The 16619-nt window shown below is 65.3% G+C and carries 16 protein-coding genes; 4 read left to right on the top strand and 12 right to left on the bottom strand.

What is annotated here, in order from left to right; genetic code table 11:
• Positions 1–43: 43 nt before the first annotated feature.
• The 7 genes from OQ968_RS02885 to OQ968_RS02855 all read right to left on the bottom strand — a co-directional run bounded on the left by OQ968_RS02885 (position 44) and on the right by OQ968_RS02855 (position 9687).
• On the bottom strand, positions 44–1852 hold the full coding sequence (locus tag OQ968_RS02885; RefSeq protein WP_324674448.1) for an AAA family ATPase: 1809 nt from the start codon (positions 1850–1852) through the stop codon (positions 44–46).
• Positions 1849–3744, bottom strand: a complete 1896-nt coding sequence (locus tag OQ968_RS02880; protein WP_324674446.1) for a hypothetical protein — start codon at positions 3742–3744, stop codon at positions 1849–1851. Before OQ968_RS02880 ends, OQ968_RS02885 begins: the two co-directional genes overlap by 4 nt.
• A gap of 197 nt (positions 3745–3941) precedes the next feature.
• Positions 3942–6854 carry an ATP-binding protein gene (locus tag OQ968_RS02875; protein ID WP_324674444.1) on the bottom strand — a complete coding sequence of 971 codons (2913 nt, stop codon included), beginning with the start codon at positions 6852–6854 and terminating at the stop codon, positions 3942–3944.
• Positions 6848–7183, bottom strand: a complete 336-nt coding sequence (locus OQ968_RS02870; RefSeq protein WP_324674442.1) for a hypothetical protein — start codon at positions 7181–7183, stop codon at positions 6848–6850. Before OQ968_RS02870 ends, OQ968_RS02875 begins: the two co-directional genes overlap by 7 nt.
• A 34-nt stretch (positions 7184–7217) precedes the next feature.
• The gene (locus OQ968_RS02865) at positions 7218–7997 is read right to left on the bottom strand and encodes a hypothetical protein (protein WP_324674440.1); all 780 of its coding nucleotides are present in this window, start codon (positions 7995–7997) and stop codon (positions 7218–7220) included.
• A gap of 146 nt (positions 7998–8143) precedes the next feature.
• Positions 8144–9172: a hypothetical protein gene (locus tag OQ968_RS02860; protein ID WP_324674438.1), complete on the bottom strand. Its 1029-nt coding sequence runs from the start codon at positions 9170–9172 to the stop codon at positions 8144–8146.
• The gene (locus OQ968_RS02855; protein WP_324674436.1) at positions 9169–9687 is read right to left on the bottom strand and encodes a hypothetical protein; all 519 of its coding nucleotides are present in this window, start codon (positions 9685–9687) and stop codon (positions 9169–9171) included. The genes OQ968_RS02860 and OQ968_RS02855 overlap by 4 nt, the downstream gene beginning before the upstream one ends.
• A gap of 129 nt (positions 9688–9816) precedes the next feature.
• On the opposite strand from OQ968_RS02855, the gene OQ968_RS02850 reads away from it, so the two are divergent.
• The 4 genes from OQ968_RS02850 (at position 9817) to OQ968_RS02835 (ending at position 12058) form a co-directional block, all read left to right on the top strand.
• A complete protein-coding gene (locus tag OQ968_RS02850) occupies positions 9817–10203 on the top strand; it encodes a helix-turn-helix transcriptional regulator (RefSeq protein WP_324674435.1) in 387 nt (128 codons plus the stop codon).
• A complete protein-coding gene (locus OQ968_RS02845; RefSeq protein WP_324674432.1) occupies positions 10193–11014 on the top strand; it encodes a hypothetical protein in 822 nt (273 codons plus the stop codon). The genes OQ968_RS02850 and OQ968_RS02845 overlap by 11 nt, the downstream gene beginning before the upstream one ends.
• A 74-nt stretch (positions 11015–11088) precedes the next feature.
• A complete protein-coding gene (locus tag OQ968_RS02840) occupies positions 11089–11319 on the top strand; it encodes a hypothetical protein (RefSeq protein ID WP_324674430.1) in 231 nt (76 codons plus the stop codon).
• Between the two features lie 73 nt (positions 11320–11392).
• Positions 11393–12058, top strand: coding sequence for a TetR/AcrR family transcriptional regulator (locus tag OQ968_RS02835; protein WP_324674428.1), 666 nt, complete (start codon positions 11393–11395; stop codon positions 12056–12058).
• A gap of 134 nt (positions 12059–12192) precedes the next feature.
• Here the strand turns inward: OQ968_RS02835 and OQ968_RS02830 are convergent, their stop codons facing one another.
• From OQ968_RS02830 to OQ968_RS02810, 5 genes are all read right to left on the bottom strand, one after another.
• Positions 12193–12480 (bottom strand): DUF7161 family protein, encoded by a 288-nt coding sequence (locus OQ968_RS02830; protein WP_324674426.1) that lies wholly within the window; start codon positions 12478–12480, stop codon positions 12193–12195.
• 170 nt (positions 12481–12650) lie between these two features.
• Entirely contained in the window at positions 12651–13232 is a 582-nt protein-coding gene (locus OQ968_RS02825) for a hypothetical protein (RefSeq protein ID WP_324674424.1), read from the bottom strand.
• A 109-nt stretch (positions 13233–13341) separates the two neighbouring features.
• Complete coding sequence (locus OQ968_RS02820) at positions 13342–14286, bottom strand: hypothetical protein (RefSeq protein ID WP_324674422.1); 945 nt, start codon at positions 14284–14286, stop codon at positions 13342–13344.
• A 39-nt stretch (positions 14287–14325) separates the two neighbouring features.
• The gene (locus OQ968_RS02815) at positions 14326–15732 is read right to left on the bottom strand and encodes a type IV secretory system conjugative DNA transfer family protein (RefSeq protein ID WP_324674420.1); all 1407 of its coding nucleotides are present in this window, start codon (positions 15730–15732) and stop codon (positions 14326–14328) included.
• 46 nt (positions 15733–15778) lie between these two features.
• Entirely contained in the window at positions 15779–16588 is an 810-nt protein-coding gene (locus OQ968_RS02810; RefSeq protein WP_324674418.1) for a DUF2637 domain-containing protein, read from the bottom strand.
• Positions 16589–16619 lie beyond the last annotated feature (31 nt).

Genomic DNA, 16619 nt, shown 5'->3' with positions numbered 1-16619 from the left:
AATTTTCGCCGCTAGTCCACGTCGCTCGCCAGCCGGCGTTGCGTCAGGGCGCCACGATGTTCAGCGCGGCGAGGACATCGGTGATCGCGCCGTCGATATCGTTTCGGGTGATCGTCCTGATTTTGCCCTCGTCAGCGGTGAGTAGATCGACCGTAGGGTCTGCGGCCATGCGCGCCTTAGCTTTCCGCGTGGCCGCTTCGATCACCGTTCGCACGAAGCGCCCGTTACCGGCGACGTCGATCAGCTTGTTGGGCTCACCGTCGCCCGTGTTTGGCGTGGTGCACAACCATTCCGCTGTCGTGCTGAAGCTGGTCAGGGCGACGGGCTCGATGACGATGTGGAACCGTCTGGCGAACAGCTGGGCAATCTCGACCAGATCTGGCGGCTCGCAGGAACTGAATTCGAGTTGGAACGGAAACCGTGATCGCAGACCAGGATTGGCTCCGAACATTCGGGTCATGGGGGTGGCGTAGCCGGCCATGGCGATCATCGTGTCGTGGCGGTGGTCCTCGGCGAACTTCATGATCGTGTCGAGCGCGATACGGCCGAAATCGCGCTCATTATCGGCGATGTAGAGTTCTGGGGCCTCGTCGACGAATAGTGCGCGGCCGCGCGCGGATTCCAAGACCATCGAGGTTTTGCTCTCTGTGTCTCCGATGTGCGCGCCGACGAGGTCTTTGCGGGACACCTCGATGAATTCTGGGGACTCCAGAATGCCTAAGCCGAAATACATTTCGCAGATCAGCCGTGCGATCGACGTTTTGGCGCTACCGGGGGGGCCGACCAGAGTCATGTGTAGGGTGTCGCGCTCGCCGACCTGCAGTCCGCGTTCGGCCATCTTCTGGTCGTAGATCTTGACGTTTTTGAGTTCGTTGACGTGCTCTTTGACTCGCCGCAGACCGATGAATTCGTCCAGTTCGCGCTCGGCCCGTTCCAGGACCTTGCCAGCCTGTTGCCGCTGTTGGGCTTTGCGTAGATCCGCCACGCTGGGCCCAGATTCTGGATCCCAGCGATCACGGCGCGCGCTGATCGCCTCGGCGGTCGTCACGGTGGCGCCGTAGGTGGGATCGTCAAGTGCGGCGGCGGCATCAGGGCGTAGTTGGCCGTCAATGCTGGCGGCGCTGAATTCCTTGCGGGCCGCCGCCTCGTTGCCAAGCGCTCGCTGGCACAGCCCCCGATAAAGCGCCGCCTCGGCTAATAGCTGCGCGGTGTCGGAGGTCTGGCGATCCAGCATGGCTTGTTCGGCCAGCGTCGAGACGGTGTCCAGGGTGGCCAAAGCCGCGTCGAATTGCCCCAGCCCGGTCTGGGCGATCCCTTTCAGCAGCCGGGTGGCCGCCTCGACGACGGCGTTGTTGGTCGCGGCGGGCCGGGCCGTCCAGGCAAGTACGTCAGGCCAGCGTCTGGTGATGAAATGCAGTGTGGCACCGACGAATCGATGGATCTGTGCTTGCGCGGGTTCATCGTTGGCGTTGATGTCGTCGAGGATGAGCCCGGCTTCGTCGTAGTTGCCCTCCCCGATGAGGGCCGCGGCGTAGGCCAGCGCGATCCCGACCGGGGTGTGCGGGTAGAGGTCGATCAAGAACGGGGTGTGCACGGTCGGCGCCAGCGCAGAATCACTTAGTCCAATGCGTCGGGTTTCACGGTGCAGTGTCGACAATGCGCGGTAGGCCCCGCCGAGGGTTGCCGCGCTCACTTCGCCGGATACCGCCAGCCCCATCCACGCATCGCACATGCCGGGTTCTGCTTCGGTGGCCCGCGTGAAGGCGTCGCGCGCCGACCACTGGTCGCCGGCGGCTCCGCCGCCGCCGAGGTGGTTGATTCCCTGGTCGAAATACTCGCGGGCGGCGGTCACCGGCGGTCATCCCCTCGTGGTCGTGGCGGTGTCTGTAATTCTAGGGCCGCTTCGGCGGGCGGCTGGTCGCTGTCTGCGGTCGCGGCAGCTAGGGCGGGGTCCTGGTCGGGTGACGCGCCCGTGGTGGGCGGGCTTGAGCGCTGTGGGCGCGCAGGGCGTCGCGCCATGCTGGGCAACGCCAGCGGAGCATCCGGTTCTGCGGGCTGGCCAGCGGGGTGGTCGAGCGGTTGTGGTCGCGACGCTTCGTTGCCTGGCTCGCGATCGCGGCTTGTGCGTTGACCGTTGGATGCGCCGTTGGCGTGGTGTCTGCCTAGGTGCTTGGCGCCCTCGCCGACAATGACGGCCGGAATGACCACTTCGGGGGCTGCGACCGCGGCAGCGCCCTCTACGGCTACTGCTGCGCCTCCTTCGGCGCCGACCTCGGCCGCCGTGGCGACGGCCTCGCCCGCTTGTGCGCTGCGAGCGGCCTTCCCGGCGGTCTGTGTCGCTGCGGTGGGCACGCTCTCGGGGCGCATCCGGCTGGGGCGCGGCTTAACGACATCAAACCCGGGCGCGGACTCGCTCGTAGCGTCTTCGCCCGCGTCCCCTCCGGCCTGGGTGTTCGGGTCCTCACCAGCGCCGCGCCGAAAGCGGGCGAACACGTTGCGGGCCTTGCGCCCGGCATCGGCGTAGTTGTTGTATTCATCACGCACCCCGTCACGCGCCGAACCCCATGCGATGGCGAGGTGGTGGCCGATGGTGCCGAAACCGTCGGTGTAGAAGTGCTTGTCGATGTAGCGGAACAACATGATGCCGATCGCGGACCCGATGCTGGCCATCAACAGCCGCGCGACCACGAACGCGCCACCACGTCCCAGTTGCGGTGTCGTCAGTGTCCAGCCCATACCTTCGGCGGCCAACGCCAAGAACACGGTGAAGATGATCATCTCCACACCGTGCAGCAACACTTGTGAGCCGCAGCGGATCGCAAATGCCTTGCCGCGTTGCCATCCGGTCATGCCCATCATGGCCGCGGGAACCACGATGATGCAGTAGTAGGTGGCCTTGGCTCCGACCAGCAGCGTGCTCAGTCCTACGTACCAGACGAACAGCCCAATCCAGAAGGCGGCGAACAGAAATACCAAACCGAGAACGAAGTCGTTGGCGCCCAGTTGTTGTGCGTGGGCCAGGGCTTGAGGTGCCCCGCAGGTCGCCATCGCGTGCGCGGGCCCGTCCCCTGTTCCACGTGCCGCGAGGATGGCCTGGCTCCAGGCGTGCCGGCAGCTGCCGATGTCGTCGACCACCATGCCGAAGTTCTGCAGCTGCAGGGCGGGCCGCGCCGTGGCCGAGATCAGCTGCGCGATCAGCGCGTCGAGCTGCGCGTCGAGCGATCCGCCCGGGGCGTACGATCCCTGCCGGGCGTCCTGGGCAATCTGGAAGCCAGTAGCGCGGGCCATCCCCAACAGTCCATGATCGCTGACCATATCGTCGATCGGGTTGCGAAATACCGTCCACACCAACGCAGTCAGCACTCCAGCGGTACCCAGCAGATTCAGACCCCGCGCAGGTTGCCCAGAGCGGTAGTAGTGGCCCGCCATGATTACGCACACGGCGATCGCCAGTGGCCCCAACCACATCTGGCTGACCAGCAGGTGCACTGCTGCGAAAATGGGGCGGCCGATCTGCGCCAACGCCAGCAGCCACGAGCTTGACAGCGCAAACTTCAACAGCCAGAACGCAATTCCGAGACCGGACACGATCAGCGCGGCCTCGTTGGTCAGCCACCAGGCCACCGTGCCGTGGGTGATCGCGGCGTTGGTCGCCTTGATGACCCACGCCGCCCACGACGCCGGATTCCAGCCGACTCCCTGTCCGTTGTTCAGGGTCGCCTCGGTGGTGTCGACCACCGACAAGAAGTAATCCGCGAGTGGGACACCGTCGCTGTCGTGCAATCCCGTCCAGCCCAGCGCGGCCGACCCGACCGCCGCGCAGGCTCGCGGTGCGGCCACGACGGCCCACAAGCACAGCACATACACCCCGGTCATCGCGCCCACTGCCAGCCGCAGACGAGGGTGGTAGGCCAGCCAGGCCGCTGCGGTGTCCGAGCGTCTCACCTGGCCGCCGCCGTCGAATCGAAGGCGCGGGCCTGCTCTGGGGTCGGGGCGCCGAAGAACTGAACGCGGGCGGGCCGCCCCAGTTCGTCGACCGTGAACCCTTCACCAAGCCGGTGAGGATCCACAGCGCCCGCCTCGATCACGTGGTGGCCCCACTCGTCGCCGGACAACACATCCTCGTCGGCGGTATTACCAGGGCTGGTGTCCTCGCTGAGCGTGCTGACCAGCTGTGGATACATATCGGGGTCGATGCGTGCCCACTTCAACGTGGCATAAGCCAGCTCGGGGTCCTGGACACGGAAGATCCACTTCTGGGTGATGAACTTGTCGCCCATCGGCGCCAGGTCCCGGAAATCCTGTGTAATGAGCCATATTCCGGTGGCATGCTTGCGGCCCCGTCGGGTGATCTTGTGCGCGATGCGCGCAGTGGTGGTGAAGGCACACAGCTCGGCGCACTCCTCGAAAATCATCACGTCGAACACGTCGAGACGGTCGAACATATAACGCTGTTCGAGTTCGATGAGCAGCCCGTAGATGGCCATTCCGGCGCGTTGCGGGCCCGACAGCTTGTGGTACAGCTCCGTGTTGGTCAGGTCATCGGCATCGGGCAGCGCCAGATTCCCGGTCAGATACACCGTGGCTGGGGAGTCCTGCGGGCGATAGGGCTCAAGGGTGTCGTCGAACAGCCCTGGGAAGTCCTCTTCGGCCGTCTCCAGGCGCAGCAGCAGCTCGTCATCGTCGGCACCGGGCTGGGTTCGCAGATAGTCCATCAGCGCCCGGTGGCTGGTGATGCCGTGCGCGGTGCGGGTATCGGATCGCACCAGCCGCCGGTATCGCTTGGCCAGGACGCTGTCGTGGGGCAGCCCGATCCAAGGCAGGATGTGGGCGGCAGCGATCCGGCCAGCGACATTGGCCGGGAAGATGACCAACGGGTCATAGCAGAATTGCGCGATCGTCGGGTCGACGAACCGGACACCCTTGAGTGGTGTGAGCGCGTTTTTCCATTCGGCGATGGTGTCGGGTTCGAAGATCACGGCCCGCCCGCCGCGCAGGATCAGCTCGAACGCCGACAGTTTGGTGCGGTTGGATTTTCCGCCGCCAGGGTCGCCGATCACCGCTAGTCCGGTGTTCTTGTTGCGTCGCGCGGTCCCCTCGGGGTCATGCAGGATGATGGAGGGACGCATCGTCGTCTGGTCGACCGCCAGGGCGCTGCCCCGGATGTTACCGACCCGCCCGGAGATGAGTGGCAGAAACAGCGACCACTTGTCGGCGCTGGTCGGGATGCGGAATTCGTCGAGATAGCAGCGGTTTTCGCTGCCGGTGTTGAACGCCTTCCACAGCAGCGTATGCGAGCCGCGGCGGCGTTTGACCGCGATCCCAACGGTGTCGAGTTCTTGGCGGATCTGCTTGACCGCGTCGTCGAGCACATCGGGGGAGGCCGCGCCTACGGCGATGATTACCGTATGGTCGAGTTCGCGTTCGGCAGGGTTGGCGTTCAAATGCGACGTGTAGGCGCGGGTGCGCGATAGCTTGCGGGGCAGCTCGTCGCTTTCGGCGCCGCGCTTGCCGCGCTGGCGCATTTGGTCCTGAATGTTTTTGGTGTTGCGGTAGTTCAGCGCTTTGGCGTCATCGGGTGTGCGGATGTTGATGTGCTGGGTCCACTCGATGCTGGCCTGGGTGTTGACGTTGAGCAGCGCGTTCAGATACGCCGCGCGCGGGAACGCCACGCCTGATTCGGGGAAGTGTTCGACCGTCAGAAAGGTCTGATAGCTGGCGGGCTGCGCGGGGTTGTCGGGATCGTAAACGCGGACCAGCGGTGCGAAACTGGGCCGCCACCAGGGCCGTTGAGCGTTGTCGCCTTCGTCAAACGCGGTGTGTGCGAAGTCGTGCTCCGACAGGGCGGCTGGCCCCGCACTTGCCGGCGGGATCGGCTCATGGATGGCGCCCAGCATGGTGCGGTGGCGTCGATACCACATGATCTGCGCAGGGGTCGCTGCCCGTATGTTGAAGTCGTTGGGCAGCGCTTGGATGATTTGGCGGGCGGTGGCGGCGTAATAGTGGATCGACCTGTCGGAGTCTTTATCGCGTCCACTGACCCAGTCCCACGCGCGGCGGCCCTGGCCCAATTGTGTGCGGCCTTCGACTCCGGCATCGACGGGTACGGTGAGCCAAAACCTTGGCCGCACAGGGCCGTAGAAGCCATCGCCGTCCCACTTGTTCGGGTTGGCGATGACCGGTATCCAGTGGCGGCATTGCCTGACCCACGCGGAGTTGGTGGCGTGCGAGCCGACCATCGCGCGCAGGATTGCGTGCTGATCCTCAGCCACCAGCAGCCCGCGCAGCTGCGAGCCGGACGGAAGGTAGCGTCCCAGATTGCGGGTGAGCTGGGCGGCGCGGCGGTGCACGTTCAGCGACCGCATGCTGACGGACAAACCGTCGATCAGGAATTCCGCGTAGACCCCGCCGGCGGTGAACACCAAGTTGCCCTCGACGCGCTCGGGCGGATCGAGGCTCGCATCGGTGCGCAATCCTGTATCGCGCCGGTTGGCATGCGAGGTGATGATGTGCGGCGGCCGGATGGTGTTGCGGGCGAACGCGGCTCGCGTGGTCAGCGACGGCCGGCCCTTGGGCAGCAGCATCCGCATCGTGACCACCGTGACAACGCACAACACGACACCGATGCCCAGGGCGTAAAGCGTGGTCCCGGCGGGATGGCTGTCGACCCACCACAACGTCGGGCCGGCGATCACTGCGATCGCTACCCACTCCGCTGTCCGGTACGGCCCGCCGGGCCATTGCTGGCCGGGTGCGGCTTCGCCGATCTGAACGTCGATGTCGCGGATGCCCGACCACGCCTCAGCTTTCTCGGTTGGCCGTGCCGGCGCGGCGGCGGGGGCAGTGGTCACCATCCGCGGTTGCTGACATTCGATGAGCCGACTCCGCCGGGCAGATGCTCAAATTCTTGATTGCCGCGCTGGTAGATGCCGACGATGTGCGCGACGACGACGGCCAGCGCGACGCCGCCGCCGATCGCGGACATCGCCGCTCCGGTGCCCCGCTTGTGATGGTCGCGCATCGCGTTAATGACCCCGCTGCCAAGGAAATAGACGCCGCCGACCCCAAGAATGATGTAGAGGATTTCGTGGGACATATTGATGATTCCGGCGCCCGCGGCCAGGTTTGCGGTGTGGGCTGCTAGCAGCTGGACATTTGCCAGGTGTGTGGATGGGTCGATCATGAGGTGTCCCTCTTTCTTCTTGTGGATGCGGTGGTTAATGCGCCGGCGCTGCGGGCACCGGCACAGGGGTTGGCGTGGCGTCGGACAGCACGGGTACGGCGTCGATCTGGGCGACGAACCAGGTGCCGCCCACCGATCGCAACGTCAAGGGATAGGACAGCGACAGCGACGAGTAGTCGGATCGGCGGGCCGACACCTCGATGTGGGCGGCCAATTCGGCGTTATCCGAAGGGTTGTCGGGCGGATTGCTGTCGAGTTGCGCGGTGGTCAGGGTCGCCGAGGAATAGGCACCGATCGGGGTGATGCCGGAGTCTGTGGTGATGAACCGCTCCAGACCGCCGGTGCTGGTGAGCAACGCCGCCGCGAACCCTGACAGCATCGTGAACAGTGGGCTATTGGCGGCGATGCTCACCGAATAACCCAGGGGCACAGCGGCTCCGGGCGGCGGTGGGTCAGCGCGGCCGATGCGGTCGAGTGCCTGGATGCCTTTGTCACGGTAGACCGCGACGGGAAGCTGGTAGAACGCCGTGACGGGAGGTGCCGAAGGATAGGGCCGTTCGTCGACTTGAACGATCACGCTGTAGACGGTGATGTCGTTAGGCAGTGATCGGGGCTTCGATGAGGTCCAGGCGGTCGGATTGGACACCGTCATCGACGAGGTGGTCGGTAAGGCGTAGGGCCGGCCGTCTGGAAAGCACCGCGTCAAATTCGGTGCACTAGCGGCGGTTGCGGTGAGAAGCCCCTTGACGCAATTCTCCGCGAATGCCTTGACCGGGTCGGTTTCGTTGATCACCGAGCGCGCGACCGCGGCCACCGGGGGCGGGTCGGCAGGAACGACGAGCCGCCACAGCAACGCCAGGCCGTTGATCGCCGAGCTGGCCACCAGGACAACCAGGGCGACCCGGCCACCGCCGTGCCCCAAGGTCGCAAGTCGTCGCTTCCACACATTGCTGATCTGCATCATTTCGCCTTGTGTCCAATGATTTTGATGCCCGAGACGGCGAACGTCCCATCGCTGGGGTCGCGGTCTTGATTGACGCCTGGGCCGTTGGTCGCCGGGCCGGTCGGCGCCCCCGGTGGGCCGCCGAGAATTCCGCTGAACGGTCCGCCGTCCGGTGCCGACGTCGGTGCCGGGGTGGCCGCCACCGGGCGGCTCGTATGGCGAATGATCACCGTGATTTTCGAGGCGCTGATATTGGGCACCGGCTGCACCGCCTCCCCGTGCACGTCGCCGGTGGTCTGGTCGATGTCGGTGTTGGCCACGTCATTGAAGCGCCACGTCAGCAGACTCACGACGCGGTGTTGCAGCCACGGATCACCTCCCGACCCCTGCGCTGGTGCGGTGTCGCCCGGAACAATGCTGACCGCAGTAATGACGTAGGAATGCTCAATTCCGGCCGGACCCAACGTGATATAGAGCGGCTGGCCATCGGTGTGGCGCACGCAGATCCACGGTGAGGGTCGTTCGGGATCGGCGATGGAATTCGCCGATGTCGAACCGCCCGCGCAGTCGGCCCGCGCGGTGAAAGGCAGTGGGCGGTCCTCGGTGTCAGGCGGTGTCGCGGTGGGTGCGGCCGCCAAGCTCGGCGCCGGGGACGGGCGCGATGGATGCACCCGTGGGGGCGGGGAATCCGGTCCGGACAGCGTCACCCCGAGTGTCGTGGCGACCGTCGCCACCACTGCCACGGCGGCGAACACGCCCAGCACCCAGGGGGTGTAGCGGCGCGCCCGCACCTGATTGGCGGCGGGCTCGCCGTTGTCAACCGGACCGCCGATAGCGCGCTCGGGCTGCGGCTCGCTGCTCGGCTTGCTGTCGGCGTCAGTGGGCGGGTCCTTGAATTCGGTGGGCTCGTCGCCTGTTTCGGCGCTCGCTTCGTTGGCGTCGAGTTCGACCGCGTCATCACTGCTGCCGGCATCCTCGTCGTCGGTGCCGGCTGTCACGTCCACGCCGATCTGGCGCAGCCACTGCTGATCGGAGACAGGACTCATGGCCGGCGCCGCACCTCCCGCCGATTCGACGCGCGCCGGGCACCGACGCTGGGCCGGTGCTGGTGGGCAGCGGGGACGCGCGGCACGCGCGGCAAATCCTGCGCCGAGACGTACAGATAGCCGTCCTCGCGATCAGTGAGCAGGCCGCTGTCCTGGCCGCGCACCACGAACGAGCGATGGTGGTGGGCGATCACCGGGGGTAGCGCTGCCGCCGGGCCTGGAGCTGCGCCCGCCGGCGCCGATGCGACCGGACCCACCGGCGGCGACGGGGCGATCTGCGGGACCGCGAGGCCCGATGGCGACCGCTGGGCTGGGTGTTCCCGCTCCCATGGTGCCTCGATATGGGCGCGGCTTTCGCGTCGCTTGCGTCGTGACCGCCATATCTTGATGGCGATCCAGATCCCTGCGGCGAACGCCAGGAGTGGCGCCCATTTGATGACCAGCTCGACGAGCGTGTATGCGACGAGCACACCAACGGTGATCAGCATGCCCAGTGCCGCTATCAGCCCTTTCATCTCGACCTCCCTTCGTCGTCGGGTACCGGCCCCGGCGATAGCTGTCCATAACCGCAACCGTAAGCGGAAATACACAGAGTTGTCCACACTGATAGACGACAATGGTTGAATTTAGGTAGTTTCATGCGCGTGAACGCACCTACCGAAGGGCCCGCCCGGCTCGACTTCTACGTCTCCGAACGGCTGGCCGTCCTGCACATGACCCGCGCCGAACTGGCCCGCCGCGGCGGCCCCAACCGCTCGACCCTGCACAAATCCACCACCGGATCGCGCAGCATGTCCGCGGCGACCCTGGCTCGCCTCGATGAAGCGCTCGGATGGGCGCACGGCTCGGCTCGAGCGATCCTCGACGGCGGCGAGCCGGTCACGCCTCAACACCACGACACCAGCGCGCACACCGTGCTCGTCGCGGCCGAAGGCCTTATCCAGCGCGCCGGCGTCATCCTCGCTGACGCCGGGCTGCTGCTAGCTGAACTGGTCGGCCACGCGGAACCACAGCCCGACCATGCCGGCTGACATCTTTGACGAGCAGCGCCGGGCCTGGATCGCCGCGCACGCCGGCGTCTGCCTGTTTCAAAAGCGCCGCGCAGAACTGTTGGCTAAACAGATCCGCGCCCGCACACGAAGCAAGGTCGGCGCCCGCCCTGACCCCCACGACGACAACGTCACCCCGCCGCTGCTGCTACGCCCCCCTGGAACTGCCAGCGGCACAATGGAAAACGTTCTCGTGCTGGTCTGCGCCGTCGCGGCGCCAGTGGGCTGGCCGTTAGGCAGGCTCGGCTACCAGCTCGTCAAAACTCTCATCCCCGAGCGGCTACGCGCCTATCCGATCCCGGCGCTGATGTGGAGCGCGGCGCTGGCGGCGTCACCGCTGATCTTCTACAGTCCCTCGCCCGGGCTGGACTCCGAACTCATCACCCCGTGGCTGCTGGCTCAAATCCCCGCAACCTTGCTTACGGCGAGCATTTACGGCGTCCTCGAGGGCTGGCTGGCCGTCGAAGGATCAAGCCATTGGTGGCCACTGACACCGCAGGCCCCCGAGGTCGACGACAACCTGCTCCCGGGCGCGGCCCTATTGCCGATGCCCACCCTCCTAGACCCCGCACCCGAACCGCCACCCGCACGCCGACTGCCGCCCTCGCTGCACGTGCGGCGCGCCACTCCCCCACCCATCAAATGGGCGCCGCTGCTCATCGGGGCTGCGATCAACGCCGCCATCGCCTTGTGGTGCCTCATCGCCGCCCTGAGCGCGCTGCTAGGTCCCACCGACCAGCACTTTGCGCCCGAGCCCACCAACGTCACCGCCGCAGCATCCGACCGCAGCTAACGAAAGAGCGACTAATGTCCTCAAATCCCAGCACCGCCCCGCACCGCTGCCACGCGCAACACTGCCCCACCGAGGTGCCGCCGCAGCTGTTCATGTGTCGCAAGCACTGGTCGATGGTGCCCCCTGCGCTGCGCGCTTCGATCAAACAAATCTTCCGCCCGGGCCAGGAAGTCGACAAAAACCCCTCCGCTGAATACCTGGCCTTCGCCACTGCCGCGATCGCCGCGGTCGCCCACAAAGAGGCCCGCCGACGCGGCCGCACACCCCGCACACCGAAAAAACCGGTACAGCTCGCCCTCTTCTGAAATACATCGCGGGGAGACAACATCTCGGCCCACCTTCGCCCGTTAGCGCCCGCACCCGCACTACGGTGAACTGGTGTCCAGTCCGCCACCCGGACCGGGTGACCCCGCCGCCGCCGCGGATGCCCGCGAGCATCCACAACGTCGCCGAATTTGCGTGGCGGCGATGAAGGTTTTTGCCGCCCATGGGTCTGAGGCCGCCTCGCTACGCATGATCGCCGACACCGCTGGCGTCTCCCTGGGCCAGGTGCAACATCACTTCGGCACCAAAGGTGCGCTGATCGAGGCCGTCGACCAAGAATTGATCACGATCCTGATGCAGGCGGCCCCGATGTCGGCGCCGGCACCCGACCCCGTTGCCGATGTCAGTCACCGATTGACCAGGCTGATCGCCGAACACCCGGATGCGATCGACTACCTGGCCCGGCTCTTGATCGACGACCAACAGACCGGCCGCCGGATCTTCGATCTGCTTTTCGACATCGGCCGATCCCAGTGGGATTTCCTTCGCGACCAAGGCAGCCTGCGCCCAGATCTCAACCCCACGTGGGGCGCACTTAATCCGCTAATCCTCGTCCTGGGCACCCTGATCCTGCGATCGCACATAGAGCGGCAGCTGCCCGAACCATTGGGCTCCCCCGATCAGCTCCGAACGTGGGAAGCTGCGGTGGACAACTTGATCCGGGGTGGCCAACTGCGCCACCCGCCCCCAGCACAAGAACACAACCCACCGCCCGCGTGACCATCGCCGTGCAGCACCTGGCCAACAGTGGTTTTGGGCTTTGACCGAGCGCGCAGATCCGCAAGCAAGCTCAAAGAGCCTGCGTCGCAACGCCAACGGCGCCGGTGTCTTTCGACGCGGCTAACTGCGCAGACTCACGCAGTGGCGTTGGTGGCCGAGAGCATCAGTTGGGTGTGATGCAGCATCACGACGTCTCCGGGCAACCCTGGCCGGTGAACTGCCAGAGCGCCAAAGACGTTCGGGGTGTCATCGGCAATAACCACGTCTTGACCGTGGTGCGCCAGTGTCCCGTCACTGAACTCGGCGGGCAGCAGGTAGTCGTCGATGACGAATCCGCAGTCGCTCGGATCATGGATGCGCGCCAATCGATCACGCAGCCCAGTTTGGTCCAGCTGCACTGGCGTTTCCTTATTCGCCGGCATGGCGATCAGGCTATCTGACAGCGCGTCGCGCCTGGATCGTTGGCGACGTGAACACCCGCGGCGATACACCCAGATAAGCCGGCCCCGTAGTCAGCGGACACGTCAAGTGCCGTCGAGCTATTTGTCTCACGACGGCTCGATTGGCGGTTGTCTGATCAACCGCTTCTCCCTTAGCCCGCATGCTCGTCGTGAATAAGCCAGCGAAATTCATACCCTAGCCGCTGCATCCCGGCTAGCTCGCTCGTGGTGTCGAGTCGGGCGAAGTAGGTCCGCCAAGTATTGAGCAGTTCGTTAATCGCGGGCGGTAGTTCGGCATCCGGCAGTTGTGAAACCCGGCCCCACTTCGGCCACACGGTCGGCGCGCCGTATGGGCCGACGGGACCAAGCCGGATGTCGTAGGGCCGCCAAGTGAGGATGTGACCATTCAACGTGGCATCGACGGTGACGATACCGTCCGGATGTTCGCCTGGACCGTAAAGCGAAGCGCGCAGGTCACATTCCTCCCACATGACAACCAGGCGGGACGCGCATAAGGCGGCGGCTGCACAACCGAGGTCGGTTATGGCACCGTAGGCGTCTGCCCCGCGCTGATACCTTCGTGAGATCACATAGCCGACATGCGGCTGCGCGTGATCCTCGAGAATGAAATGGACTTGAGGACGCGGCGCTAACCCATCTTGCTGCAGCCCTTCGGCGGCTCTACCTACCAGCCAGCTCTCGAGCTCTTGGATATAGCCACGGTCCAATTCCATACCAGTCAGTCTTCTACACCGAGCCCGGACCTCGCAGCCTCGGATCGATCGTAGGACCGTAGGGGTTCACGATTCAACGCATACCGGCCCAGCTCGGCGAGGAGCGAGGCTAGCCGACCCCGTGATAGGCACGGATCCACTCGCCTAGGATCTTCACGCACTCCTGAATGCCCGCTTGCCCCAGGCTTTTTAAACCGCCAAGAGCAGCCTTGCCCAGGAATTGGGTCACGTGACGACCAGGCCCATCGTCCGGTGTCGTTTTGTCAGCTTCGTCATCTCGGATCGCCTCCTTTAGTTCGGCGATTTCCTCGGGCTGTAAGCCCAACGCCGCTGCAGCGTGCAGCAAACTCTCAAGATCGCCAAGACGCACATCGGCAAGTCGGACGGTGGCCGATCCGCCGAAGGCTACCGCGGTTCCTGGGGCGCTGAAATAGTTAGTAATGATGTTGTTGATGGGGGCTGGATCAACCGGGACCACTCCGGGCTCACCAGCGTCCGGCATGACCTGCTCAAGGTCCAGCGCGAGGCTCAACACACGCGTTCGGACACTGTCTAAAACCGATGTCAGTAGGGCAGGTGACACTCGTTTATGGGCCGCGACCAGCCCGTGCAAGGGCGCGAGCTGCTGAAGTTCTTTGAGTTGACCTTCTTGCATCATGCCGTTGATCAGTGCGATGACGTCAGTGGGCCAAAAATACGACAGCAGGCCGTCTGTCTTGGCGAGCCGCTCGAGTTCGCTTACCGACTCCCGAAACTCGACCTCGAACGCACCAGCGTCCCGTAACCCCGGGGGGAACGCAGACGGTGCCAGCGGCGCGTTCCGCAGCATCGAGCCACCAAAGCCCGACCATTCGCTCAACACTTCAGTCCGAAAAGGACCGCGATAACCAGGTAGCGATGCTTCTGCCGAGTAGCCCGCCAACTCGTTGTCGACCCAATCGACTACCAGTGGTGTTTGAATGCGCGCCGCGACCACCTTGATCATTCGCAGTAAGGCCGCCACCGATGTCGTGTCTGCGGTGGCCCCGTCGATGATGGCGGAAAGCTTTGACACAGGAAAATCATCCCAGCCGTAGCCGACAGCCTGAGGCAGTCACGTCATTTGAGAACCGACACGTCGCAGTCTTTGCGTGACAGCCTGATCGTAGATGGTCAGGAACTCCGACCAGTCGGGGATGAGTACCCGCTCGCCGGCCGTGCCTTTTTGCAGCAGCTGTGCTTCCTCCCGGCTCTGCGGGAGAAGCTCTTGCCAGCCGATGGCCTGCCCGAATTGCGATGACTGGCTTCGGCCGCCGCCGGCGGCGTCGTAGGACTCGGTGCGCCGGGTGGTTTCACCGAGCCAGTGTGATGCCTGTTCGAGCAGGTAGCGTTCGTGTGCTCCGTACATGATGAGGGTGCCCGGGAACATATCGCGCAGCGCGTCAGCGTATTTGGGGCCGTAAACGACGTCGAAATGCGAGGAGCCTTGCACGGTGGCAAGAATGTTGACGCCCAGCCCGGCTGATTCGCCCACATAGGTCAGTAGCTCTGGCAGCGGGCAGGCGTTGCACACTTCGTCGAGTTCGAGCAGCAGCCGGTGGGTGAGCTGGTGGTTTGCCATCTTGCGGCGAAAGTAGCGGACGATCGAGTCGATGAGCGCGACCGCTGCGCCCGCGACCGTACCCTTGTTAGGGGCGATCACCAGCAGTGTCGCGTCAGGCTCGTCGAGCATGCGGACATCGAACGAGTCGGTGCTGATTCGCTCGGCCGCGCTCAAGTGCCCGGTGTTTTCGTCGGCGCTCAAACCCAGTCGCAGCCAGGGGCTTACGGCCTTGGTGACGGTGATTTTGATGCTGTCGCGCAGCCGTGAATCCATTCCCGCGATGACGGCATACAGCGGGTCGGCCAGTTTGGGTTGGTCGCACAAGCCGAATGCGGTCAACCACGACGGGGCGCCGACCTCGGCGACCGCGTTGTCGTCGTTGGGGTCGACCATGCCGAAGTTCTGCACCGCGTCGAGCACCCAGGGCATTCCCTGTCCGTTGCCCAGTGGACTCACGGCGTACAGCAGGCACGCCAACGGTGGGGCGGCCTGGGTCTCCCACAGGCCGCCTGCGGCGACGTTGCCACCTCCGGCGCCGCTGAACCCGACGCCGGAGGTGGCCAGCATCGTTTCGGCGACGGTGAGCGCTTCGTGGGCGTTGGTGATGGTGCGGGTGGGGTCGGTGACCATGCGCCGCACCCCAGCCGGCCAGACCTCGGTGTGTTCGGGCCGCAGATCAATGACCGCGGTCACACCCAGGCTGCGTTTGGTGATCACGAGTTCGGCCAGGTCCGGTTTGGAGGAGACGCCGACGAAGGGGCCCGGGTGTAAGACGGCCGCTGGCGCCAGAATCCGACGTGTCTTTCCGGTGCGTGTTGGTGCGCTGATCATGATGTGGGGTTGGGTCGCCGCCCGCTGCACCCTGTTGTGCCGATCGTAGGTCAGCCCGCAGTACGGGCTGTAGTCGTCGCTCAACATACGGTGGCCTTTCGGATCGTCGAATCGCATGGCAGGTCAGTAGTTTTCAGCTCAGCGCGGTCTGGCGGTGCATCGCGGTGGCGATGATGCGGGTCACGGTGGTGTGGTGCAGGTTGAGCTGCTCGCAGATATCGTTGGTTTTCGCGCCGTTGGCGTGATGCTCCAGCACCGCCCGCACGACTTCTGGTGGCTGTTTGGTCCGTTTTGACGCCATGACCGCGTGCACCGCGTGCTCGTTGTGGTGAGCGCTACCGCCTGTGGCGCTTGTACGACCGGCGGCTGATTCGCGTCGCGCCCCAACCATGGCGACCACACTGGCCTGCGCCGCCTCATCCTCGTTCGCCGCGTCCTTGCCGACGATCGACTCAGCAGTGTCCCCGGCGTCGGCGTGTGACGGCGTGTCCTGGCACGGGTCTTGGCGGCTCAGCGCCAGCAGCGACACGGTGGCCTGGGTGATCGTGACGTCGACCACCAGCGGCCACAGCCACGCCAAACTCGGCCGAAGACCACACAGAACGGCCAAGTCGCGCAACGCATCAAAAGACAGCCGAAACGCCGCCAACGCCAGCAGCAGAGTCATCGCCAGCGCCGCCCAGTAAGTCAGCGTCGGCCTGCGCCGTACCTTGATCAGCAGCGACAAACCCTCCGTCGACCCGAGCAACACCAGCGGCGGCGCCGTGGCGACCGCGGCAGCCAGCACGGGCGAGACCGAACTTGCGTGCACAACCGCATGCAGTGCGTTGCCAACGATCGACGCGCCGCTGGACGCGATGAGCACGACCCAGAAGAACCGGACCGCCCTGCGCCGCAGCGCCAATTCGGATTCGCTCAGCATCGCCGAACTGTCGAGGGCCATGCTCCGATCGTGCCCGTTCCTAGCGCTGTGC

The sequence above is a fragment of the Mycobacterium sp. 663a-19 genome, from assembly GCF_035616495.1.
GTDB lineage: Bacteria > Actinomycetota > Actinomycetes > Mycobacteriales > Mycobacteriaceae > Mycobacterium.
Note: the sequence above shows the minus strand (reverse complement) of the source record. Positions and strands in the feature narration are given on the sequence as shown.